This window comes from Engelhardtia mirabilis, assembly GCF_007748095.1.
In the GTDB taxonomy this organism is placed as follows: domain Bacteria; phylum Planctomycetota; class UBA1135; order UBA1135.
The window spans coordinates 4,703,382-4,726,985 of the sequence record NZ_CP036287.1 but is presented as its reverse complement, the minus strand read 5'-3'; the positions used below and the strand labels follow the sequence as shown (position 1 = coordinate 4,726,985).

General features: G+C 69.9%; 18 protein-coding genes. 10 read left to right on the top strand and 8 right to left on the bottom strand.

The window, feature by feature from the left end; all coding sequences use genetic code 11:
• Positions 1 to 13: 13 nt before the first annotated feature.
• Both tnpC and Pla133_RS17445 read left to right on the top strand, forming a co-directional pair.
• Positions 14 to 1,600, top strand: coding sequence for an IS66 family transposase (tnpC, locus tag Pla133_RS17450; protein ID WP_145066460.1), 1,587 nt, complete (start codon positions 14 to 16; stop codon positions 1,598 to 1,600).
• Positions 1,601 to 2,926: 1,326 nt separating this feature from the next.
• A protein-coding gene (locus tag Pla133_RS17445) for an IS3 family transposase (protein WP_419191664.1) occupies positions 2,927 to 4,080 on the top strand; the annotation gives its coding sequence in 2 pieces (ribosomal slippage) (positions 2,927 to 3,179 and positions 3,179 to 4,080; 1,155 coding nt in all).
• A gap of 181 nt (positions 4,081 to 4,261) precedes the next feature.
• Here the strand turns inward: Pla133_RS17445 and Pla133_RS17440 are convergent.
• Positions 4,262 to 5,641 (bottom strand): hemolysin family protein, encoded by a 1,380-nt coding sequence (locus tag Pla133_RS17440; protein WP_419191663.1) that lies wholly within the window; start codon positions 5,639 to 5,641, stop codon positions 4,262 to 4,264.
• 284 nt (positions 5,642 to 5,925) lie between these two features.
• Here Pla133_RS17440 and Pla133_RS17435 point away from each other — a divergent pair, with 284 nt between their 5' ends.
• From Pla133_RS17435 to Pla133_RS17415, 5 genes are all read left to right on the top strand, one after another.
• Positions 5,926 to 6,642, top strand: coding sequence for an RNA polymerase sigma factor (locus Pla133_RS17435; protein ID WP_419195398.1), 717 nt, complete (start codon positions 5,926 to 5,928; stop codon positions 6,640 to 6,642).
• A gap of 103 nt (positions 6,643 to 6,745) precedes the next feature.
• On the top strand, positions 6,746 to 8,050 hold the full coding sequence (gene hutI / locus Pla133_RS17430; RefSeq protein WP_145067564.1) for an imidazolonepropionase: 1,305 nt from the start codon (positions 6,746 to 6,748) through the stop codon (positions 8,048 to 8,050).
• Positions 8,051 to 8,061: 11 nt separating this feature from the next.
• The gene (locus tag Pla133_RS17425) at positions 8,062 to 9,426 is read left to right on the top strand and encodes a hypothetical protein (protein WP_145067562.1); all 1,365 of its coding nucleotides are present in this window, start codon (positions 8,062 to 8,064) and stop codon (positions 9,424 to 9,426) included.
• Positions 9,423 to 11,507, top strand: coding sequence for a hypothetical protein (locus tag Pla133_RS17420; RefSeq protein WP_145067560.1), 2,085 nt, complete (start codon positions 9,423 to 9,425; stop codon positions 11,505 to 11,507). The genes Pla133_RS17425 and Pla133_RS17420 overlap by 4 nt, the downstream gene beginning before the upstream one ends.
• 526 nt (positions 11,508 to 12,033) lie before the next feature.
• Complete coding sequence (locus Pla133_RS17415) at positions 12,034 to 12,714, top strand: hypothetical protein (protein ID WP_145067558.1); 681 nt, start codon at positions 12,034 to 12,036, stop codon at positions 12,712 to 12,714.
• Positions 12,715 to 12,836: 122 nt separating this feature from the next.
• Here the strand turns inward: Pla133_RS17415 and Pla133_RS17410 are convergent, their stop codons facing one another.
• Positions 12,837 to 13,112, bottom strand: a complete 276-nt coding sequence (locus tag Pla133_RS17410; protein WP_145067556.1) for a hypothetical protein — start codon at positions 13,110 to 13,112, stop codon at positions 12,837 to 12,839.
• Positions 13,113 to 13,282: 170 nt separating this feature from the next.
• Between Pla133_RS17410 and Pla133_RS17405 the strand changes: the two genes are divergently transcribed.
• Positions 13,283 to 13,597 carry a hypothetical protein gene (locus tag Pla133_RS17405; protein ID WP_145067554.1) on the top strand — a complete coding sequence of 105 codons (315 nt, stop codon included), beginning with the start codon at positions 13,283 to 13,285 and terminating at the stop codon, positions 13,595 to 13,597.
• Between the two features lie 181 nt (positions 13,598 to 13,778).
• On the opposite strand, the gene Pla133_RS17400 is transcribed toward Pla133_RS17405, so the two are convergent.
• The 6 genes from Pla133_RS17400 to Pla133_RS17375 form a co-directional block, all read right to left on the bottom strand.
• Complete coding sequence (locus Pla133_RS17400; protein WP_419191661.1) at positions 13,779 to 14,738, bottom strand: transposase; 960 nt, start codon at positions 14,736 to 14,738, stop codon at positions 13,779 to 13,781.
• 438 nt (positions 14,739 to 15,176) lie between these two features.
• A complete protein-coding gene (locus Pla133_RS17395; RefSeq protein ID WP_145067549.1) occupies positions 15,177 to 15,662 on the bottom strand; it encodes a hypothetical protein in 486 nt (161 codons plus the stop codon).
• 190 nt (positions 15,663 to 15,852) lie between these two features.
• Positions 15,853 to 16,134: a hypothetical protein gene (locus Pla133_RS17390; RefSeq protein WP_145067546.1), complete on the bottom strand. Its 282-nt coding sequence runs from the start codon at positions 16,132 to 16,134 to the stop codon at positions 15,853 to 15,855.
• Between the two features lie 79 nt (positions 16,135 to 16,213).
• Positions 16,214 to 18,865 (bottom strand): hypothetical protein, encoded by a 2,652-nt coding sequence (locus Pla133_RS17385; RefSeq protein ID WP_145067544.1) that lies wholly within the window; start codon positions 18,863 to 18,865, stop codon positions 16,214 to 16,216.
• 101 nt (positions 18,866 to 18,966) lie between these two features.
• Positions 18,967 to 20,481 (bottom strand): aryl-sulfate sulfotransferase, encoded by a 1,515-nt coding sequence (locus Pla133_RS17380; RefSeq protein WP_145067542.1) that lies wholly within the window; start codon positions 20,479 to 20,481, stop codon positions 18,967 to 18,969.
• 178 nt (positions 20,482 to 20,659) lie between these two features.
• Positions 20,660 to 22,210, bottom strand: coding sequence for a Kelch repeat-containing protein (locus Pla133_RS17375; RefSeq protein WP_419191660.1), 1,551 nt, complete (start codon positions 22,208 to 22,210; stop codon positions 20,660 to 20,662).
• 303 nt (positions 22,211 to 22,513) lie between these two features.
• On the opposite strand from Pla133_RS17375, the gene Pla133_RS26455 reads away from it, so the two are divergent.
• Both Pla133_RS26455 and Pla133_RS17370 read left to right on the top strand, forming a co-directional pair.
• The gene (locus tag Pla133_RS26455) at positions 22,514 to 23,254 is read left to right on the top strand and encodes a hypothetical protein (protein ID WP_419191659.1); all 741 of its coding nucleotides are present in this window, start codon (positions 22,514 to 22,516) and stop codon (positions 23,252 to 23,254) included.
• A 29-nt stretch (positions 23,255 to 23,283) separates the two neighbouring features.
• Entirely contained in the window at positions 23,284 to 23,601 is a 318-nt protein-coding gene (locus tag Pla133_RS17370; protein WP_419191658.1) for a PilZ domain-containing protein, read from the top strand.
• Positions 23,602 to 23,604: the final 3 nt, after the last annotated feature.

Below are 23,604 nucleotides of genomic sequence, written 5' to 3'. Positions count from 1 at the left end.
TAAGTTTGCGGACGTGACGCCGCTGACGGACATCGACGAAGCGAATGCCCAGCTTCAGACGCTGCACTCCACCGTCGAGGAGCAGCAGCGGGCGATCGACGCGAAGAGCGAAGAGATCGCCGTGCTGCGGGAGCAACTCGCCCACCTGCAGCGACACCTCTTCGGTCGTCGCCGCGAAACGATCGACCCGAACCAGCTGCGGCTCTTCGAGACGAGCCAGGCCCTCCTGACCAAGCTCGAGGAGGAAGTGGCAGCGATGCCTCGCAAGCCGAAGCGCGAGCCCGCCAAGGGACACGGACGTGCGCCTTTCCCGGAGGACCTCCCGCGCCAGACGGTGACGCTCGACGTCCCCGAAGCGGACCGCAGCTGCCCGGACTGCAGTGGACCTCTGCACGAGATTGGCGTCGAGGTAACCGAGCGCGGCCACCTGATCCCGGCGCGCTTCGTCGTGAAACGTTACGAGCGTCGGAAGTACGCTTGCAAGGACGGCCACACCGTCAAGGTCGCGCCGCTGCCCGATGGCGTCATCGACGGTGGCAAGTACGAGGCGTCGGTCTACGCCCACGTGGCGACTTCGAAGTACGCCGATCACCTGCCGCTCAATCGGATCCAGTCGATCTTCAAACGCGACGGCGTCCACTTCGCGCGGCAGACGATGTGGGACCTCATGGTGCGGCTCGACGAGATCGTCGCGCGGCCGGTCCTGCGCGAGATGCGCCGCCAGCTCCTCGAAGAAGAGGTCCTGCAGGCCGACGAGACGCCGATCGCGGTCCAGACGGAGGGCCAGAAGGGGACCCGCCGAGGACAGCTCTGGGCCTGGCGCAACGTTCGCGGCAGTCCCGAGGAGAAGGTCCTCGCCGACTTCTGGCCCGACCGGTCGGCGAAAGAACCCGCGGCCTTCCTCGGTGACTGGTCCGGAACGCTGCTGACCGACGGGTACGACGGAGTGAATCCGGTCGCGGATCGCAACGGCATCGTGCGCGCGGGCTGCTGGGCCCATGCGCGACGGAAATTCGTCGACGCGCTCGACTCGAACCAAAAGAAGGCCGCGGCCGTGCTTCGACCGATCCAGAGACTCTTCTGGATCGAACGCGCCGTCGTGGCCAGGGCGCAGCGTGACGGTCTGGAGCTGGGCGGACTCGCCCAACTGCGCGCGACGGTCCGCGATCGGCGGTCGCGTCACGTACTCGAGACGATCTTCGAGGTCGTCTTCGCCCTCGACGAGGACGCATCGATCGGCGCGCGCGGCAGCCTCGGCAAAGCCGCCCGCTACGTCATCAATCAGCGCGAGCCGCTGACGGCCATGCTTCGCGACGGCCGCCTCCCGATCCACAACAACGACACCGAGCGGGCCCTGCGCCACGTCGCCGTCGGGAGGAAGAACTGGGGGATCTTCGGCAGCCAACGTGGCGGCGAGGTCGCCGCGCGGCTCTACTCGCTCACCATGAGCTGCAAGCTCGCCGAGGTACCGCCCGACGCCTACATCGAGGACGTGATCCAGCGGGTCTCGACAACGCCGCAGGAGCGCATCGCTGAGCTGACACCGTGGGGCTGGAAGGCTCGTCAGGCGGCCGACGTCGAAGCTCAGGCGAATTCCTGAGGACCGCTCCTACTCGATCTTCCGCCTTGCGGCGAGATGGGACGGCCGGACACGTACGCATGTGACTGTCCCCAGTTCGAATAGCGGCGACCTAGTGCAGCAGCGCGCCTGGATTGCAAGACTGCTCCTACTCTCGCATCTCTTGGTCGGTTGTGTCAGCCCCACATCCGCCAGGCCAGTAGGTGGAGGTGCCGCGTCTGCGGAGTGCTTGGAGCGTCGAGCGCTGTTGATGACTCGCGCAATTGATGTCGATTGGCTCGGAACGTATCTGTTAGCAGCGCCGGCACGGTCATCGGCGGGCCTGACTATTAGCTGTGGGGGAAGTGGTGATGCTCATTGCACAGTGTTGCATTGTGCTGGTAGCCAGGGGGGCGGCGGCAGCGCGATGGAGCGTGGCGACGGCGAGTTCGTCGTTGATTTGGTTAGAGGAGAGTATTCGGTGATTCTGCCAAGAGAGGGTGCGGGCGCCGAGCGCATCTGGGTTACCTCCTGGGGAGTTTTTGCGGATGCCGAATCTAAGAGTCTGCTCGTTGCCTTTGCTGGGTGGTTTGATGTCGTAGCTGGAATCCCGTACTGGAGGTCGATTTCAGTTTGCGCAAATGTCGAGAAGTGCGGCAGCTGTAGGCGTCGCGCAGATGCAGGGGCGAGTCCGCTCATTCCGGCTGAGACTCGGCTGACACGATCGAGCGCAGTGAGCGATGCTGGGGGCCTGTCATATACTGGAATCGATGGATTCGGGCGTCTCTTCGGCGATGTGAGGGTTGATTTGGCGCCAGGTCGGTCTTTGATTTGCCCGATGCAGGAAGGGGTGCCGCACGGTCAGGTACGATATCGCGACTCTACTCGGGGGCTCGTAGCTTCTAGTTTGATGCTGTGGGGGGAGTCTGCCGCTCGGGTCAACTTCGGCGAATCGAGATCCTTCTTTGGTGGTAGAGGCTCGGTGGCCTCACCAGGTAGAGTCCTTCGGTTTGATGGCTCTGGGTTTTTGCGGTATTTTCAGTCGTCCTCTTGGGAGTACGTGTCGCTAGTTGTTGTATCCGTTGATGATGAGCAATCTGCGCGGGTTGAGTATCGCCATGATCCGGATAGTGCGGTAGGCGGAGCGCAGCTGGAGCCCGATTCGATATCGACAGGTTCTGTTGCGGGATGGTGACGGTGGATTGATTTTGGCAAGTGGAGGGTGGTGACACATCCCGTTTGGGATGGATGCTTCATCCGCTCGCTGTTGGTAGCCATTGAGGTCAGTGCGTTGTCCCTGACCTCCTCCCCTAGATCCGGTCCGGGGGATAATGCGATCGGCGCTAGAATCGACACCGAGGAGTGGAGATGCGAAAGAGCCGATTCATTGAGGAACAGATCGTCGCGATCTCGAAAGAGGCCGAGGCGGGAACGCCGACGGCAGAACTCTCAAGGCGCCACGGCGTCTGCCTGAACACGATCTACAACTGGCGCCGCAAGTGCGGCGGCCTCGAGGTGAGCGGGGCCAAGAAACTCAGGCAGCTCGAGGAGGAGAACCGGCGGCTGAAGCAGATCGTCGCCGACCAACAGCTAGACATCGCAGGGCTGAGGGACGTCCTGTCAGAGAAGTGGTGAGCCCCGCGAGCCGCCGGTCTGCTGCGACGTACTTGCAGACCGCCAGGAACATGAGCGAGCGACGAGCCTGCAGGCTCGTGGGGCTAGCCAGGTCGGTTGCTAGGTATCGGAGTGTCCGCCGTGAGGCCAAGGGCCTTCGAGACCGAATCCTCGAGCTCGCCGCGGCAAGACCCCGCTTCGGATACCAACGCCTGCACATCCTGCTTCGCCGTGACGGCTTCCGGCAGAACCACAAGCTGACCTATCGGATCTACACGGAAGAACAGCTCCAGGTGCGCCGTAGGCGCCGGAAACGGGTCGCGGCGGCCCCTCGTGAAGCGATCCCCGTCTCCGACCGGGCGCACCAGCGCTGGTCGATGGACTTCATGGGCGATTCGCTCATGGACGGGCGGAGCTTTCGCGTGCTCAACGTCGTCGACGACTGCGGCAGGTTGGCCGTCGCCATGGAAGTCGCCCTGTCGATCTCGGGTGAGTACGTCGGCCGAGTCCTCGACCGGGCGGCTGCCCGCTACGGCTGGCCAGAGGTCATCGTCGTCGACAATGGCCCAGAATTCACCAGCAAGGCTCTCGACCAGTGGGCGTGGGCTCGTGGCGTCCGGCTGCACTTCATCCAGCCAGGTAAGCCGGTGCAGAACGCATTCGCCGAGAGCTTCAACGGGAAGGTCCGAGACGAGTGCCTCAACGAGAACTGGTTCACCGACCTCCGCCATGCCCGCGATGTCATCGCGGCATGGCAGCGTGATTGCAACGATGTCCGACCCCACAGCTCTCTCGGCGGCATGACGCCCGCCGAGTACGACCGCAGGCTGGGCTCCGGCTCGGCCCTCCGGGCCTTACCTCCGGCCAGCCTGCTCGCCCCGACCCCTGCGGCCTCGCGGCCGCTCTAACCCTGTCCACCAACCCCCGCCGATCGCAGTAGCCCCTGGCCCTGACTTGGGGAGGAGGTCCGTCGTGAAGACGCCGCGGGGTTGCACCTGGCCGATCGACGCCTGCGATGCAGGATTGAGACTGAGCGTTGCGAGAGGGTCGTGAGGTGCTGGTTCGGCGGCTCGGGGGCTCTCAAGTTCCCTAGCTCCGCGGAGCCAAGCGACGCAGCAGCAGCTTCAGCACGCGCCGGTCGCTCGACTCGGTCACCACGATCTCCAGCTCGTCGAACAGCACCGTCTCCCCGCGCTTGGGGAAATGCCCGAGCTGGGCCAGGACGAAGCCGCCGACGGTCTCGTAGTCGGCTTCCTCGGGCAGCTCGATGTCGAGCTCCTCGTTGGCCTCGGTGACGTGCAGGGTCGCGTCGAGCTCCCAGGTGTTCTCGTCGATCTGGCGCAGTTGCTCGGGTTGCACGTCGTCGTGCTCGTCGTGCAGGTCGCCGACCAGCTCGCCGATGACGTCGCCCATGGAGACCAGGCCGGCGGTGCCGCCGTACTCGTCGAGCACGATCGCCATCTTGGCGCGCTCGCGGCGGAACTCGGCCAAGAGCTCGCTGACGCGCTTGGTCTCGGGCACGAAGTAGGGCGGGCGCAACAGCTCAGAGAGGTTGGCCTGGTCCATCTGGTCGGGCTCGACCTTGCGCACCACGTCCTTGATCGACAGCACGCCGATGATCGCGTCCAGGCTGCGGTCGAAGACCGGGATGCGGCTGTGCCCGCTGTCGGCGGCCAGCTTGACCGCCTCGCGCACGGGGCTGCCGACCTCCACGCCGCAGATCTCGGTGCGCGGGGTCATCACCGCCGCCACGTCCACGTCGTGGAACTCCATCACGTTGCCGATGATCTCGCGCTCGGTCTCGTCCAGGTCGCGCTCGAGCTCGGCGTCGACGATGGCCTCGCGCAGACCCTCGACGATGCGGCGGGTGGTGGCCGGGTCGTCCTCGAGGCCGGCGACGCGGCGCACGAATTTGCGCGTGCGCTCGATGGCGGAGCCCAGGGGCGAGAGGGGCCCGAGCAGCAGGGCGAACAGGGGCAGGCGCGCGGCGAGCAACTGGTCCCCGCGGGTGCCGACCCAAACCGAGGGCATCAGCTCGCCGGCGACCACCAGGAGCGGCACGGCCAGGGCGATGGTGGAGGCGACGACGCCCCAGGACAGGGGCTCCCCGGCCGCGGTGGCCGTGAGCATCAGAACCGCGAAGCCCAGGTCCAGACCCAAGCGCAAGAGGCCTGCCGTCGAGGCCAGCACGTCCGCGCGCTCGAGCAGCGGTCCGAGGCGCTCGCGCCGGGCCTCGTCGTCGACCAGGCCCAGGACCCGCTCGGGCACCGAGCGCAGGAGGGCCATGCGGAAGGTCGACAGGGCGCCGGACAGGACCAGCACCAGGGGCAGGATGATCCAGATCAGCCGGTCGTCGAGCTCCAGCGGGACCGCTGGGAGACCGATCGCGAGCAGAGCCGGCGGGAGCGCCGCCAGGGCCAGGTTGCTCCCCGATAGGGGAGGGGTCGGAGTTGGGTCCTTGTCGTTCACCGCGCTCAGGAAAGGGTCGGGGCGGAGTGTAAGCAGTCGCGAGGGGGCTCGGCCCGCGTTCCGGTCGAGAACGCGCATCGCACGTCAGGGGACCGCCGAGGGGAGTGCGATTTCGATCGCTCGGGCCTCTGGCGATGGATCGGGTCGGTCCCCGGCTCAACCCAAGCCGTTGCGAACGTGGGGTTTGGGGGCGAGTGCCGAAATTGAACGGAACCTCCGGCACGGCGTGTGCTCGGGGGACCGGCATGACCTTCTCGCCCCCTGCCGCTCTCCCCGGACCCGCGTTGCCGCTCGCCGGTCCCGCGGTCGCTTGCCTCCTGACCACCGAGATTCCCGCCGCGCGCGTGCCGGGGCCCAGGTCCCGGCGACCGGCCGACGACCACGATCGGCTCACCACGCGCCTGATGGCGGACTTCCGTGACTCGCGCGACACCGGTGCGTTCGACGACCTCTACCGGGCGAGCTTCGACTCGGTCCTGATCTGGGTTCGGTCGCTGTTGCGGCAGGGTCCGGCTCACCTCGACGCCTACGAGTTGGTGCAGGACACATTCGTGAACGTGTACCGCTACCCCGCGAGCTTCCGCGACGAGCACGACGGCAGCTTCCGCGTGTGGGTGCGTACGATCGCCGGCAACGTGGTGCGCCGCGCGCGGGGCAGGTTGCCGCGCGAGGGCTACGTGGAGCTGCCGGAGGGTGGATTGGAGCCGGCGGACAACCGCTGCGGCCCCGCGGTCCAGGCGGACATGTTGGAGAGCGTCAGCCGGCTCGACGCCGCTTGGCCGCTCTTGCTCGCCGCCTACCACAGCGCCTGGTCCGAGCTCGCGGAGCGGGATCGCCTGGCCCTCGAGTTGGTCGAGGTCGACGGCTTGACCTACTCCGAGGCGTCGAAGCGGCTCAAGGTGCGCGCGTCGAACATGAAGATGATCGTCTTCCGAGCCCGGCGTCGCCTGTTCGCGCACCTGCGCGGATTGCTCGCGGTGGAGCGGGCCCAGGCGGCCTGAGCGGCGACGGACGAGTCGCGACGACCAGGGCCGCGCTGCGACGGGCCCCTCTCGGCGCGCGGCGATCGCGGCGGCAGGGGGCGGCCGGTAGACTCCCGGTCGCATGAATGTCGCCCCGCAAGTGATCGATCTGCTCGTCCACGGCGCGGCCCAGGTGGCCACGCCCCAGGGCTCGACCCCCCGCGGCGGGGCAGACCTCGGACGCATCTCGATCGTTCACGAAGGTGCCGTGGCGATCCACGACGGCCGCGTGTTGGCGGTCGGGCCCGCGCGCGAGCTGGAGGCCAGCTTCGCGCCCGCCCGGCGCCTCGACGCCCACGGTGGGACCGTGGTGCCGGGCTTCGTCGACGCCCACACCCACCCGATCTTCGCCGGTACCCGCGAGGACGAGTTCGAGCTGCGCGCCGCCGGCAAGACCTACGTCGAGATCTCCCTGGCCGGCGGCGGCATCGTCAGCACCATGCGCGGCGTGCGCGGCGCTTCGCAGGAGCAGTTGGTGGCCCAGCTCCTGGGTCGCATGGACCGCTTCCTCGCCCTGGGCACGACCACGGTCGAGGCCAAGACCGGCTACGGCCTCGAGCTGGAGACCGAGCTGCGTTGCCTGCGGGTCTTGGACACGGCCAACCGCATGCACCCGATCGAGCTGGTCTCGACCTTCCTCGGCGCCCACGACTTCCCGCCCGAGTACCGCGACGACCGCGCCGGCTACGTCGACCACGTCTGCGACGAGATGCTGCCGCGGGTGGCCGAGTCGGGGCTGGCCGAGTACGCCGACATCTTCACCGAGGCCCACGTCTTCGACCTGGACCAGTCGCGGCGCATCATGAACCGGGCGCGCGAGCTGGGCTTCGGGCTGCGCCTGCACGTGGACCAACTCACGCCCCTGGGCGGAGCCCAACTCGCCGCCGAGCTGCGCGCGGCGAGTGCCGATCACCTGGAGTGCGTCACGCGCGCGGGCATCGAGGCCCTGGCGGCGGCCGCCGTACAGCCGGTGCTGTGCCCGGTGGTGCCGCTGTTCCTGCGCGACGACCACGAGGCCCCGGCGCGGGCGATGATCGACGCCGGCCTGGCCCCGGCCATCGCCACCGACTTCAACCCGGGCTCGTGCTACTTGCAGTCCATGGCGGAGGTCTGCTCGTGGAGCGCCCTGCGCTACGGCATGAGCGCGGCGGAGTGCCTGACGGCGTCGACCTTGAACGCCGCCTGCTCCCTGGGGCGCGGCGCGGATCGCGGCACCCTCGAGCCGGGCAAGCGCGCCGACCTGTTGGTGCTCGACGTTCCGAACCTCAAGTACCTGTGCTACGAGCTGGGGCGCTCGCCGGTGGCGGCCGTGGTCGTCGGCGGCGAGTTGGCCTACGAGCGCGGGGACTACCCGAGTCCGCGCCTGGGCCGTGGGGTGGAGTCGTGAGGGCCTTGGCGATGGCCATGCTCGTCTGGGCCAGCGCTCTCCTCGGGGGCGCAGGCTCGGCCCAGACCCTGCCCGATTCGCACCCCGCCATGGCGCGCTTCGCCAAGGCGCTCTACGCCGAGCGCGTCGACGCCCTGCACCGGGCCCAGGCCCAGGCCGACGACGCGGGCCGCGCACGCGGGGCCGCGGCGATCGAGCGGCTGCGTGGCAGCTCACCGCCGGCCTTGAGCGCGCCCAGCCGCGGTCAACTCGACCGTTGGCGCCGCGCCTACATGGAGCCCGAGCGCGCGGAGCTGCTCGCCATCGAGCGCTTCGTCGACGCGATCCAGACCATGGTCGTGCCCGGCGCCTTCGAGGCCACCGACGATTCTGCCGCGCGCGCGCGGCTGACCGTGCGGGTCTGGGCCGAGGCCAGCGCGGCGGCCCCGCCGGCGGGCGAGCTGCGGCTCTATTGGGAGCACCCCGACGGCCGCCGCGAGTTGGCCCGCACGGCGGGCTTCGAGGCCTCGGCCTTCCGCTCCCCCGGCTTCGAGTTGTTCGTGCGCGCGCCGCTCAGCGGACGCGGCACCTGGTACCTGGCGCCGGAAGTGGAGGCCGAGGGGCTCACCGCGCGCGGCGCCGGCGTTCCCGTGGAAGCGGTCCTGGACCTCGACGCGCGTTGGGCAGCGGTGCGCGACGCGGCCGGCACGGACGACTTCGTGCGAACGACCCTGGCAGCCGAGCTGGAGCTGCTGATGACGTCCGGGGTGCGCGCGGCCCGCGGCGCGAGCGTCGAGGACCTGCTGGCACACCTCGAGGGCGAGGCGCGGCCGGACCTGGCCCTGCCGTTGGTGATCGATACCTTCCAGGCCTGGACCGTCGGCGAGCCCGACGGCTCGGGACCGGTTCTGCTCGTGGTCGCTGCGCCGAGCGACGGGGCTGGCGGCGTCTTCAACGGACTGCGCGGCGCAGCCTGGCGCTCGGCGGCCGCGCGCCTGTCGGCCACGGTCGTGGGCCTGCCGGCGGATGTCGTCGGCGGCGCCGCCTTCGCGCGCACGGTCGACGCGGCGCGTCATGCCTTCCCCGAGCGGGAGTTGGTGCTGGTTCCCCGCGGCGCGAGCGCGGCCCTGGCCCTGTTCGGCGCGGGCGGCGTCGTGGCCGATGACCTCTACTGGGTGCTGACGCGGGTCGGGCCGAGGGCCCCGGGCGGCGGCATCTTGCAAGGGCTGCTGATCGGGCCGAGCGCGCTGGGGGCGCTGGCCGAAGGCTCGCGCTTCGAGTTCGTCGAGGGCCCCTCGTGGCCCTTCGCCGGCGAGCTCGAGTTGCCGGACGAGATAGCGGCTTGGTGGCTCGAGCGGCACGGCAGCGCGGGTGCGGAACGGGAAGGCGAGCGTTGACCCGCCTACTCGGTGCCCTGGCCCTGTTGGGCGCGATCCTGCTGTCGGTCGTGCTGCGCGAGGCCACCGCCCCGGGCCACCGTGCGCCCAACGGCAACCTCGAAGGCGGCAGCGCCTGGCTCGTCGACGACCCGGATGCGGCCTACCACCTACGCCGCATCGAGGTGGCCATCGCCGAGGGCGCGGTGCCCCTCAACGACCGCTACCTGAACCACCCGGAGGGCTCGGCGATTCCCTGGCCGCCGGCCTTCGACGGCCTCCTGGCTCGCATCGCCCAGATGGTGCACGGCAGCGGCGGCGCGCCGTCGAGCACGCGCGGCGTGGGCGAGGCGGAGCTGGAGAACATGCTCGTTCACGCGCCCGTGGCGATGGGGGCCCTGACCACCGCGGCGATCTTCTTGGCGACCTTGATGCTCGCCGGAAGGGTGGCTGTCGGTTGGCGCGTCGCAGCGGCGGCGGTGGCGGCCGCGATCTACGCCAGCGCGCCGATCGCGGTCTGGTACGGCGGCGTCACGCGTATCGACCACCACGTGTTCGTGGCCCTGCTCACGGCCCTGGCTCTGGCCGCGGTGGGGCGTTGCCTCGAATCGCGCGAGCGCACGGAGGTCATGGCCATGGCGATGGTAGGCGGGTTGGCCTGCGGCGTGGCCCTTCTGTCGTGGCTGGCCTCGGCTCTGCTGGTCGGTGCCTGCGGTGGGGCTTTGGCCCTGCGCGCGCTGATGGCAGACGACGAGCACCGCGCCGCCGCTTGCCGCGCGGGGACGTTGTTCTTTGCCGTGTGCGCGGTGACGGTGATGGTCCCGGCGGAGCAGAGCCCGTGGAACGCGGTGCAGCCGGGTTCGCTGATCAACCTGTCAAGCGGAGTGACTCTCGCGCTCCTGGGGGCCATCGCGCCCTTCGAGCTGATCCTGCTCGCGGCGCGCTTCGCCAAGGGGCCGCTCCCGCGTTGGCTCGCAGCCGCCGTGGGAGTGGTGGGGCCGGTGCTGCTCTTGCCCGGCTTCCTGTCGGGGGCGCGCGAGGGCTTCGCCTGGGCCAGCCGCAACAACCAGTTCATGGACGTGGTCGAGGAGAGCCGTCCGCTGCTCGATCCGCCCCAGGGGCCGGCCTGGATGGGGGCGGTGCTCGACCTCGGCGCGGCGTCCCTGCTCGCGCCCCTGGCCCTGGCGGCAGTGGTCTGGTTGCTCGTGCGCGCCTGGCGGCGTCCGAGCCATGGCCTCGTGCTGTTGGTGACCCTGACCGCGATCCTGGGGGTCTTGACCCTGGCCCAACGGCGCTTCGGGAACTCGCTGATCGTGCCGCTCGCGATTCTGCTGCCCCTGGCGAGCGTGTCTTGGATCGGTGCGGTAGCCGCGGGTTGGCGCCGGACCGTCGCGGTGCTCGGGCTCGCGGCCTGCGTCGCTTCCTGTGCCCTGTCGAGCTACACGATCCTGTCGGTGCCGGCGGTCGAGCACACCCAGCTCGCGAACTGGCGCGCCGCGCGGCTCGAGGGCCTGCGCTGGATGCGGACGAGTACGCCCGAGCCGGGGCTCTGGTACCGCTCCGAGGCGCCGCAGGCCTGGGGCGTGCTGTCGGTCTGGGGCATGGGCCACCTGATCGAGTACCACGCGCGTCGACCCACGATCACCACCAACTTCGGCAGCTTCGTCGGCGAGGCGAACTTCCGCGCCGCCGCGGCCGCGCTGCTCGAGCCCGCCGACCAAGCTGGCCCCGCCGTCGACGCCCTGGGCGCCGCCTACGTCGTGGTCGGCGCGCGCATGGTGGGGGAGTTCCCCTTCCTCGGTCGCACCGCGGGTTGGAGCGCGCCCGAGCGCAGCTCGCTGTTCACGCGCACGGAACGGGGCAAGACCTACAGCCCGCGCGCCCTGCAGACCCTCCTGTGGCGCATGGCGATCCACGACGAGCAAGTGGGGTCAGGCTCGATCCCCGGCTTCGAGCTCGTCTGGCGCACCGGACTGCGCGAAGGCGCCACCGGCGCCCCCGCCCGCCCCGGCGAGCTGGCCGGCCCGGCCCTGTCGATCTGGCGTCGGGCTCGTGAGGCGCCTGGGGATCACCTCCAACGAGCGACGCTGAAGCCGCGTTGAAGAGTACGAACCGGACCCTGAACGCTCCCGATTGGTTCTTGCCCCCCAAGATGAACGGGCTAAGACTCGGCAGAGTGCTCACGAGCTACGGCTCTCGCCCTTGAACTCGATCCACAGCGTCCACTTGAAAATGATCCCCATGCTCCGACAGACACTCTCTTGTTCGGCTCCTCTTGCTGCTCTCTTGTCGGTCTCCGTGTTCGCCAATGATCCGACGTGCACGGGTGCGGGGACTCCAGTCGAGAAGCCGTGCGAAGACTGCGTTTCCGTCTACTCCTACACGATCGATGACGGGATCAACTGTGGGCCCTGTCCCTATTCAGCTGCAGGAACTGTCGCCTGTACCTACGTCGACCCCGAGACTGGCGTGCTTATCCAATCGACCTTGCCCTATTCCACCGCGGGCAATCTAGCTTGTGGTATCGAGACTCGGGTTCGAATGCCCTGTCCACAGGGCGGCAATATCGTGGTGATCGCATTCACTTGCACACCTCCGCAGTCCGGCTGCTGAGCTGCGCGAATCGCGATGAACTGGAAGGTGTACGGGGTCGCAGCGGCGGTGGTGGCCGCATTGGTGGTCTATCTTGTGCTTCCGGTTCTGTTCACAGACAGTACCGAGGAGGCGATGACTGCCGGCTCCAGGGGCCAGGTCAGCAGGCCCAAGGACTCGCCCGCTGAGGTCACGATGTCAGAGATGCGTGAGCCGGTTTCCGGTCGAGCTGGGGACGAGAGCGGCACGTCCGAACGCCCCGACATCGAGGTCGCGATCGAATCTGCCCCCACACCGTCGGAGGCCTACGGTCTCGAGTCCTGGTCGACCATTGGCTCCCTCACGCGAGTAGAGGTTCAGGACTATGTCTTCGACGAGATCTACCCCGAGGACCTGACCTACGACGACCTCTTCGGAGCTTGGACGGCGAAGTCGACCGCTTGGCAGAAGCGGGCCTTGGAGCTCGGACAGGCTGCCTTCGATCGGGGTGACTTCGAAGAGAGACCAATTCCCATAAGCGTCGATGGCATACCGATCTCGAACTGGGTCGGTTTCGGCAGCTCGACGCCCCATGCGGTCGTTCGTCGCGGGGGGCCAGTGCCCGACGGATTCGCGCAGGTCACGTGGCTGCGCTACGAAGAGCACCCCGAACTCTACGACGCGCGCGACGAATGGAACTACCTGCGGCGGCGCTTCCAGGCCCTCCAAGAGCGCTGAGGCTCCAGACGAGAGCGGGGCCCGACGGCCAGTGGTGGCAGTCGGGCCGCTGCTGCTCCGCGGTTCGTATCCGGTCCCGCGACACTGCTTCACTTCCGCGCGGAGTTGACGGGTGCGTCTTGTCAGGCCCAGTGACCGGCCTTCCGGACGCGCACCCTTTGGGAGCCCCAGCGCCCCGGCTCACAGACGGTCTCGAAGTGACCGGGCGCGACGAGCCCCTGGTGGGTGTGGCCGAAGTAGTCGCACTTGGCGGCGTAGACCGGGTCGATCCAGACCTGCACGGTCTTGGCCGGGATCCACACCAGCTGGGCCTCGGTGACCCAGCAGCCGGGGATCCAGGTGCGCTTCGGCGCGCAGTAGGGCTTGGGGTAGCCGATGTGCGGGCCATGGTTCGTCACACCGATGTGGCCGCCGAGCTTGGCCTTGTTACCGATCTTGACGGCGATCGTGCCGTGGGTGCCGCCGCAGCTTCGTCGGCGAGGCGAACTTCCGCGCCGCCGCGGCCGCGCTGCTCGAGCCCGCCGGCCAAGCTGGCCCCGCCGTCGATGCCCTGGGCGCCGCCTACGTCGTGGTCGGCGCGCGCATGGTGGGGGAGTTCCCCTTCCTCGGTCGCACCGCGGGTTGGAGCGCGCCCGAGCGCAGCTCGCTGTTCACGCGCACGGAACGGGGCAAGACCTACAGCCCGCGCGCCCTGCAGACCCTCCTGTGGCGCATGGCGATCCACGACGAGCAAGTGGGGTCAGGCTCGATCCCCGGCTTCGAGCTCGTCTGGCGCACCGGACTGCGCGAAGGCGCCACCGGCGCCCCCGCCCTGTCGATCTGGCGTCGGGCTCGTGAGGCGCCTGGGGATCACCTCCAACGAGCGACGCTGAACCCGCGTTGATGCTTGTGGGCGTGCGGTTGGGCGTGCGGTGGGGGGACGATTTTGGGCGTACGGTGGCGGGACCATTTGGCCCAAGCGGGGGCGTACCAGCCGCCGTAGGCGGCTGGTACGCCCCCGCTTGGGCCAAATGGTCCCGCCACCGTACGCCCAAAATCGTCCCCCCACCGCACGCCCACAAGCATCACGCCCCCCACCGATCCGTCCCGTGACATCGGTCCAAGGCTCGGCGCCCGAGCTCCGAGATCAGCCGAGCGAACTCGGGGTCCGACTGCATCAGCTCTCGACAGGCCTGCGCGGCGCGCTGGGTCGTCGTTCGCGGCAGGGCAGAGATCGACGCCACTTGCGCGAGCGTCAGGCCGCACATCGACCGCATGAGACCGACTTCCGCGAGGAGCGCGTGATCAGCTAGCCTTCCCCGTCCGATCGAGACGCCACTCGTAGCCTTCGTTCGATACTCCGCTAGTTCCGCGCGAACCGAAGGCAAGTCGCACATGGGCAACCCGGGCACCTGGCCATCAGCCAGTGCGGACTTCCTCAGCATCCAATCGAGGACGCCCGGCGGCGACGACGCCACCAGCCGGTCCAGGTCGTTCGAGCCATGCCGGCCCCGCTTCAACCAACTGCTCACGAACGCCGCATCCGCCTCCGCCGACTTGGTTCTGGTGAGGTCCATGTAAGCGTCGCCGAAGGAGCCCTTACGGACACCACGAGCGCGAATCTCTGCTTCGACCCAAGTCCTGTCGAGCCACGGCGACGAGGTTCCAAGGACGTACTGCCGCGCGCTGCCGAAGGGGTACTCCCAGGGCCAGGCGGCAAGGCCCGCCAGGACCGGGTTGGCGTCGATGTATCGCAAGAGCCTCAGCCGATAGGTGAGCGAATCGACCAGACGGGAGGTGAAGCGGCCGCGAACGAGAGGCCCGTCGCGCCGATGTCGCCGATTGAAGTAGCGGACGTACTCGTTCTGAACGAGGCCGAGCGAGGGTGAAAGGTCACCGGTGACGCTGCGGATCATCAGGTGGAAATGAGTCGTAAGGACGCACCAACTGTGGACCTCGATCTCGCCGCTTCGCACGCGGCGGGCGAGTCGCGACAGGAAGTAGCGGATGTCCGCGCGATCTTCGAACAGCGGGCGTCGCGCCAACGCTCGATTCATGACGTGGTGCCACGAGCCTGGCGTGTCTCTTCTGGGTCTGCGAGCCATGGGGACCTCCAGCGTGGAGGACGGAGTCGCTTCGCAGAGGTTTCAGGTGAACTTGGTGATGTGTGGTAGTGGGCGAGCAGGGCGTGCGGTGGGGGGACGATTTTGGGCGTACGGTGGCGGGACCATTTGGCCCAAGCGGGGGTGTACCAGCCGCCGCAGGCGGCTGGTACGCCCCCGCTTGGGCCAAATGGTCCCGCCACCGTACGCCCAAAATCGTCCCCCCACCGCACGCCCACGCCACTGCACGAGAACGGGGCCCGACCGCCAGTGGTGGCGGTCGGGCCCCTGCTGATCCGCGGCTCCCCCCCAGGAGCCGCGGTTCGTGTCCCGTCCCGGGACACTGCTTCACTTCCGCGCGGAGTCGATGGGAGCGTCGTATCAGGCCCAGTGGCCGGCCTTCCAGACACGCACCCTTTGGGAGCTCCAGTGGCCCGGCTCGCAGACGGTCTCGAAGTGACCGGGCGTGACGAGCACTTGGTAGCTGTGGCCGAAGTAGTCGCACTTGGTGGCGTAGACCGGGTCGATCCAGACCTGCACGGTCTTGGCCGGGATCCACACGGGCTGGGCTTCGATGACCCAGCAGCCGGGGATCCAGGTGGGCTTCGGCGCGCAGTAGGGCTTGGGGTAGCCGATGTGCGGGCCGTGGTTCGACACACCGCCGTGGCCGCCGAGTTTGGCCTTGTTGCCGATGTTGACGGCGATCGTGCCGTGGCTGCCGCCGCCGATGTGGGCGCCGATGCCGACGGTCACCTGGGGCTTTTGGCCGTAGGCGGCGGCTGCCGGCTGGGCCGAAGCCGCGGGCGCCACGAGGGCGGCGGCGAGGGCGGAGATGGCCAGGATCCGGAGGGCTTGGAGGTTCTTCATGGCAGCTTCGGGAGTTGGCAGCGCCGGGAGCGGCGATGCGGACGCCCCGGCTCAACCGAATCCCGTGCCAAGCGGCGAAGTGGCCTCTGAACGCCCGGTGCGGGGGCCTCGGCCGCGAGTGTCCTCCGCGGGCGACCAACCCTGTGGACGCCCTGTCGCCTGGCGTGGACAGGCCCGGGGCTCCGGGGGCTCAGCGGCGCCTGCTGCCGCGGCTGATGAACGAGATCAGCGCCACGAAGAGGGCCGAGCCGACGATCGACCACACGATCGGGAAGCCCTCGCCATCGATGCGGATCACGAACACCTCCGGCAACCCGAGGGCGCCCGCGACCCACATCCCCAGCAGGGCTCCGATGAAGCCCACGGCGATCGAGACCAGGCAGCCACCCTTGGTGACCCCCGCGATGGACTGGCCGATCGAGCCGCAGACACCGGCGACCAGCAGCAACATCAGGAACTCGATCAGGGTCATGGGGGGCACTCCTCGGGGTGGGGCGGCGGCGGGGGTCGAGAAACTCGACCGGTTGCATAGGACCGCCGGGGCCCGGTTGCTAGTCCTCGAGACGGCGCCGCAGGGCGGCGACGGCCTCGGTCACACGCGGGTCCGGATGCCCTGTGAGTTCGTCGAGCGCCGCGAGCCCGTCCTCGCCGAGGCCCCGCCAGACGTCCAGCCAGGCCTCGGAGTACTCGTGCCACCAGCGCCGGTTCTCGAACTCGCCCTCGGGGGTCAGGGTGAACCGGTCGCGCAGGAGCGCATCGCGGACGAAGGCCATGGCGGCGAAGGGAGCGACCAGGTCGGTGTTGTCGCCGAGCTTGGCGAACAGGCCACGTGCGTTCCAGAGGCCGTGCTCGCGCCAGTGCCAGAAGGCGCTGACGGCGATCGGCCAGGCGTCGGGGCCGATCTTCTCGACGGCGATGAACAGCTCGTCGTAGCTGGGCGGACCGATCGGGAAGCGGTAGGGGCGCGTGAACTCGTGCTCGAGCTCGGGCAAGGCGGTGCGCCCCAGCTCGGCCAGACGCCGGGTGGCGGGGCCCTCGCCGAACTCGTCGTCCATGCGCTCGCAGAGGTCATCGATCCACTGCTCCAACTCGTACTCGATCCTCAGCACGAGTTCGCTGGCCTCCGGATCGGTCTCCATGGCATCGAGCAACTCACGCCCACGGCTCGCCGCGAGGTCCCGTGCGGCGGCCCAACGGTCGGCGGCCTCGGAAGCATCGAGGCTCGCGGTGGCAAGGGTCCGGGGCTGGGTCTCGCCGTCGATCGAGTCCAGGTAGGCCGCCATTCGGTTGCCCAGGCGCGGACTGCCATGCCGCAGGACTTCGGCAGCGATCGCGGAGACCACTCGGTCGTGGCTCCCGCTCGAGAGCTCCAACTGCTCGACATCGGCGGCGGCGGGCGCGCCGTTGCGCAGGCTCCAGGTCGCCAGGGCGCGCACCCAGGCGTCGGCGTCTGTCGTCGCCTCGCGCAGGGCCGCGCGGGCGCCGTGGTTGGAGCGCAGGATCGTCCCGTACTCGAAGGCCAGGGCGCGGCGCGTCCACAGGTCGCCTTCGGTCAGCAGCTCGCGAGCGAGGCTCTGCGCCTCGCCATCGACATTGGGGAGCAGCTGCACGGCGCGCTTCGAAAGGGGGCTCTGCGGGTCGGCCGCCAGCTCTCGAATCGTCGCCGCAAGTCGTCCGGCGAGGGTCCACGAGCGCGCGGCGGCGTCGAGGGCCAGCTCTTTCAGCTCTCCGCCCGCGGCCCACTCGTCGACCATCGAGGCGAGGTCGTCGCGTGCGAAGGCCACGGCGAAGGCGGCGACGTCCCGATCGCGCTGCACCCCCGACGCGACCAGCGCTCGCACCTGGGTGCGCGCCTCGGGCGCCCCGACGCCCTCGACGGCGGCGAGGTCCTTCAGGATCTCGGCGTACGGCTCCACACTGGTCCCGTTGGCCGCTGCGAAGCGGAGCTCGGCGCTCAATCGCGCCAGCTCGGCCTCCACGTCCACCGGCTTGGCCGGGGCGGCGGCGGCCGCCGGCCGGCGCCGCACCCTGCGATCGGCCGCGGTCAGCTCGGCGCTCTCGAGCTCGAAGGCCTTGGCGAACTCGTCGGTGTACCAGCGTTGCGTGGCCGGCGCGAAGGCCAGGTGCCCGCGCCAGTCCTCGCGCCACCCGAGCCAGGCGGCCTGCGAGGCACCTTCAGTCGGTCCGCCCTTCACATGGCGGCCCAGCAGTCGGCGCGTGCGCTCGCGCACCCGCAGCGAGTCGTCAGCGAGTTGCTCGATCAGTCGATCCACGAAGGCCACGTCATCCAGCGGACCGCAGCCGGACGCGCGCAGCTCCTCCGAGATCGCCAAGCGACCGCTCTCGTCGACGGAGAGGACGCCACGGTTCTCGCCGAACCACCGGCGCAGGTCCTCGCGGGTTTCGGGCGCACCGCTATCCGGCGCCAGCAGCGCGTCGACCCGCGGGCGCGAGAAGGTGTCCGCGTCGAGTTCCCAGGCGAGTTCGGCCAGCGCTCCCAGGCCTGGGGCGTCGGCGACCAGGGGCTTGCCCTCGATGTAGACGCCGCAGCCGCCCGCCATCTCGACGAGATCCAACAGCAGCTCCCGCGCGCCGCCGTCGAGGTCCTGCACGGGCGCTGCCGGGCCGAAGCTGAAGTAGCGACCCTGGTGCCAGGCGACGGCCACCGGACGCTCTTCCGCGTCCACGCTGCCGGCCAGCCTGTCCGCTTCGGGACAGCCCTCGAGTCCGAAGGCCAGGGGCGTGAAGGACCCCGGCGCCCGCGCCGGAGCGGGGTCGGCTTCTGTCCGGGGCCCCTGCGCCTGCGCGCGCAGCCAGACCGCGTCGGCGACTGCAGCCTGCTCGCCGCCCACCAGGCCCCACTCGTCGACGGCGCGCCTCGCCATGGCTCCGATGAACACGCACGGATGATCGAACTCCCCTGCAACGGGGCGGCCCTCGTGCCGCCAGCGGTCCGGCCGGGGCAGGGGCAGGTCCCCGTCGAAGACGTAGACGTGCTCGCGGGCGGTCGAGATCCAAGCGGCCGGTCGCCGCACCTCGATCTCGCCGAAGCGGGTGGAGAAGAGCTCGGCGAGCTGCACCGTGCGATCGGCGCGGGGGTCTGCGACGAGGACGACCTGGAATGCGGAGGTCTCCTGGGTCCGGGCCTGGGTTGTCGAGGGCGACGCGACGAGGAGCACAGGCAACAGAATGAGGGCTCGCATGGTGCGAGCATCGCCCCGATCGGCCCGCGTGGTCACGGGGAAAGCGGGCTGTTACGCGGCGGTGATCGACGCCGGCAAGTGGGGCTGGCCAGGCGCCGCCCTCAGGAGCCGAGGCGCGACAGGCCCGCGTAGCCGGCGGGAATGCGCGTGGCGCGGAAGAGTGACTTGCCGTCGCCACCCGGGCCGGGGCCTCGGCCCGGGCGTCCGCCCGGTCCCCCGTCCCTGGGCGGTCTGCCGGGGTGCGGGCCACCCGCGCCCGGGCCAGTTCGTCCGCCCGGGCCGCCGGGCCCGCCAAGCTCGACGTCGCCGCCGTGGGGGTTCAGGTACTCCCAGACCACCTCGCCCCCGGGCGTGACCTCGACCACGCGGCCCGACTCGCCGGCACAGATCAGGGTGTTGCCACCTTCCAGTCGTTGAGCGCCGGAGATGTGGCTGGAGTAGTCGGGCGAGGCGTAGCGGGCCACCGTTTCGACGAGCGGCGTCTGGCCGGGCTCACCGAAGGTCACCTTCAACTCGTCGACCGTGGACGACTCACGCACGCCGTCCTCGCCGTTGTTGAAGACCAGGATGTTGCCGGCCCCCGGGAGGCCGGCGGGGATCCACTGGGCGTCGTGCTGGCCGAACAGGGTGCGCTCGCCCTCGGCGCCGCTCCAGCGGGGGTTGCCCAGCCGCAGCAAGAGATCGCCGCCGCGGCCCCAGCGTCCGCCCTCGGAGCCGCGCGCCTCGTCGGTGGTGGTGGAGTGGTCGATGAACCACAGCTCCGACAACTCGCGTGAGCTGAGCACGATCATGTCCAGCTCGGGCGAGTAGTCGATCGCGTTGCAGTGCAGCCAGTCGGCGCCGCGACCGGGGGGGCCGCCGTCGTCCGTCGCTGCGGCCGGTCCCGGATCCACGTAGCCGAGCCGCGCCAGCCGCTCCTGCTGCTCCAACTCCTCCGGGGTCGCCTCGGGCTCGCGCGTCGAGATGTTCACGTCGATGCGCCCGGGATGGGCGGCGACCTCGCCGAAGTGGGGCAACTCGGGATCGCGGTCCTGGATCAAGTGGTCCCAGGCGTGCCATTCCCAGACCACCTTCCCGCCGCTCGGCGGGTTGGGCTCGATCTCCAGCACCATGTCGGGCCAGAGTCGCTCTGCGGGCAGCAGTTGCGGGCTGCGTCCGGCTGCAAGGGCCTGTTCTTCGGTCCTCAGCTCCCACGCGATCACCAGCAGGTTGCCATTGGGCAGGGGCTCGACGTCGTGGTGCTGCAGACGAGTGTCGTCGGCGCAGACGTACTCCCAGACCAGCTCGCCGTCCCAGTCGTACTCGCGCACGCGCCCGCCCTGGCCGCCGCCGGAGAAGACGTCGCTGTCGACCCGCTCGCAGCGCAAGAGGTGCCCGTTCTCGAGCAGGTAGACCGACTGCCCCGGGGGCGCATCGCTCGTCCAAGTGTGGACCGGCTCGCCGTCGGCGTCGAGCAGCCAAGTGGTGGTCGAGCGCAGGGGCGCGATCAGGGTGTAGCCGCCTTCCGCACCCTCCGCCTTGGTCAGCAGGCCACGGCGCACGGGCTGCGTGGCTCGTGCCTGGGGAGCTGCGGGGGCTTGGATCAGGGCGGCGGCGACGAAGAGCTGGCTCAGCATGGCGTTTCGAGGTCGGCGGGTGCGATCGAGGTCGATGCGTGGGCTTGGGGGCCCGGATTGAACCGGCCTGAGCCCGTCGGTTCCGCCGCAGCTCCAGCGTTTGTTCCGAACGGCCGAGGCCGGCACCCTCCGAGGAGAGCGCCGGCCTCGACGTCCGGACTCGATCACTCGCCGACCCTCAGGGCACGTAGACCTCGGCCGACTTGACCACCGCCGGTCCGCCGGCGATCTCGCCGCGGCCGACGGTCAACACGCGGATCCCGCCGTCGATCGCCACCGAGCGACCGACCTCGCGCTCCACCAGGCCGGCGCCCGCCGTGGTCCAGGTCAGGCTCACCGGATCGAGACGCTCGTAGTTCAGGCTCGGCTGTCCGCTGCCGCTGACCAGGTCGACCGTCTGCAGGCCGCCCATGACCAGGGTGCCGCCACTCGCACCCAGCACCGTGTTGGGGTAGGCGCGGGCCTGGTTCAGGCTGCCGGTGGCGGCCCAGGTGTTGGTGGACGGGTTGAAGCGCGCCGCCGAGGTGAGGGTCGTCGCCGTGAGCGTCACGAAGCTGCCGTCCGCGCCGCCGTACACCAGGGCGCTGCCGTCGGGCAGACCCACCGCGCCGTGGTAGGCGCGGTTCCCGGGCACGGCCGCCACCGACTCGAAGGTGTTGGTGACCGGGTTGTAGAGCCGCGCCGCGTTCGACACGTCGGGGAAGGGAATGCCGAACACCACCGCCGTCGCGACGCCGCCGGCGACCAGCACCTTGCCGTTGCCGAGCAGGGTCGCGGTGTGACCGATCAGCGGCTCGGGCAGGTTCGGCCCGGGCGACCAACTGTCCGCGACGGGATCGTAGATCTCGGTCGTCGCCGTGCTCGACGCCAGGGAGTTGATCGGGTCCGACAGGTCGAACAGCGAGCTGCCGCCGATCACGAGCACGCGCCCGTCCGCCAGGCGCGTGGCCGTGTGTTGGGTGCGCGGCATGGACATGTTCGCGGTCGCCGCGCTGGTTCCGGTCACCGGGTCGTAGATCTCGCCGGTGTTGTCGACCACGCCGTCGGCTCCGTAGCCGCCCAGGAGCAGGATGCGGTCGTCGGTCAACACCGTCGCGGTGTGGGTCGAGCGCGCCTGGGTCAGGGTGCCGGTCGTCTGCGCGAAGCTCTGGCCGCAGTCGTCGTAGATCTCGAACGAGTTGAGCGTGGTCAGGTTGCCCAGGCCGTCGGGCTCGTCGCCGCCGATGGCGATCGCGCCGCCGCCGGGCAGGGGACTGAGGGTGTGGCCCTGGCGCGCGGTGACGTTCTCGCCCAGGGTGAAGTGGGTCGAACCCGGCAGGGCCAGGACGATGCGACAGGGGTTGGAGACCTCGTCGACGAAGCTCGTCGGACCCAGGATGGTGATGAACTGGGCGTTCAGGGCCAGGCCGTCGAGGGCCGCGCTGGCCGGCAGCGGGTAGACCGCGGGGACCGGGATGGCGGAGACGGTCAGGAAGTCGAGCAGGTCGATGCCGACCGAGAGCAAGCCAGGGTTGGTGGGGTCGATCAGCGCCAGGGGCGTGGGCCCCTGGTTGAACGAGACGAACAGCACGTAGAACTGGCCGAGGTCGCCGGCCGTGGCGTAGGTCACCGGAGTGCCGAGCACTCCGCCGTCCACCGTGAGCACGGCGTCCTCGGCGTTGGCGAGGGGAGCGAGGTGGGCGAGGCTCAGTCCGGCGAGCAGGCCGGCTGCGGGGAGGGACACACGCATTCGATCCTCCGAAGTCGTCAGGGGGGGAGAGGACCCCGCGCGGTGCTCGCGCGGGAGTGGGCCGCGGGGCGGCACATCGTCCGAGCATAGCGGGCCGGCGGAAGCCCGACGTCGACGTGACGAATCTGGGCCGGCCCTGGCCGTGGCGTGGCTGTGGGCACCGCCCCGACCGAGCCGGGGTGCCCGACGGTCCCGCGCGCTATCATCCGGCCGTTGTCCGTCCCCAGCTTCCCCGCACACCCGTTCCCCCCGGCGGGTGGCGCGCGCGCCGATCGTCCCGCCCGGACTCGGTCGCGGCGCGCGTTGCACGCCGTCGTGGCGACGACGGCCCTGGCCACCGGTGCCTGCCGAGTGCCCGAGCTGCAACGCGAGCCCTGGCATCCCCTGCGCGGCGGATCCTTCGCGCTGGCGGTCAAGCCGGCCCTGTTCGACGACTACACCCTCGAGGGTGACTTCGTCGCCGACACGCCGGGGGGCCTGCAGCAGGCCACCGACTCGGGCGACGTGCTGGGCAAGTTCGGCGTGGCCGTGCGCGCCGATTGGCACATGACGGACCGCTGGTCCATGGGCGTCGGCGCCGACCTTCGCAAGTACGTGGTGCGCGATCTCAACCCGATCGACCAGCTCGACATCCGTGTCGACGACGTGCAGTCGCTGCAGTACTACTGGGCCCTGCGGCACCAGTTCCAGCCCTTCGCGTCCAGCCGGCGCCTGCGCGCCTATGGCCAGGCGATCCTGTCGTGGTTCCCGACCACCGACATCGGCTTCGACGTGACGACGCCGATCCCCGACGAGCCGGCGATTCGGATCGATACCAAGGGCGAGCCCTACTGGCTGGGTGCGCTCGGCACGGGGCTCCTGTACCAGTGGGACGACCACGTGCTGCTGGAGCTCGGGGTCCTGCGCGAATGGGCCCTGACGCCGATCGAGGCCGACCTGACCGTCGAGTTCGGCCCCGGCGGGCCCGGGTTCGAGATCCCCTTCGAGGCCTCCTTGAAGCCCGAGGGCTGGATCGTCTTCGTGGGCCTGAGCTATACCTTCTGACCCTCGCCCAGCGGCGAGCGCACCCGACGATGTCTGCCGACGACCTCAAGCGACGGATCGACGCCCACCTGCCCGGCCGCAACAGCCGTCGCTCGGCGCGCCGCGATGTGAATTCCATCGTGCAGCTCGAGCTGAAGCCCGGTGAGGTCCGCGGCACGACCCGCGACCTGTCGGACAACGGCATGCTGCTGTTCAGCGGCGAGCGCCTGCCGGTGCAGGTGACCTTCGAGGAGGAGGGGCGGCGGATCCAGGTCACCGGCCACCTGGTGCGGGTGCAGCGCACCAGTCAGGAGTTCATCGCCTACGCGATCGAGTTCGACGAGAGCCTGGGCGAGAGCCCCGAGTGAGCC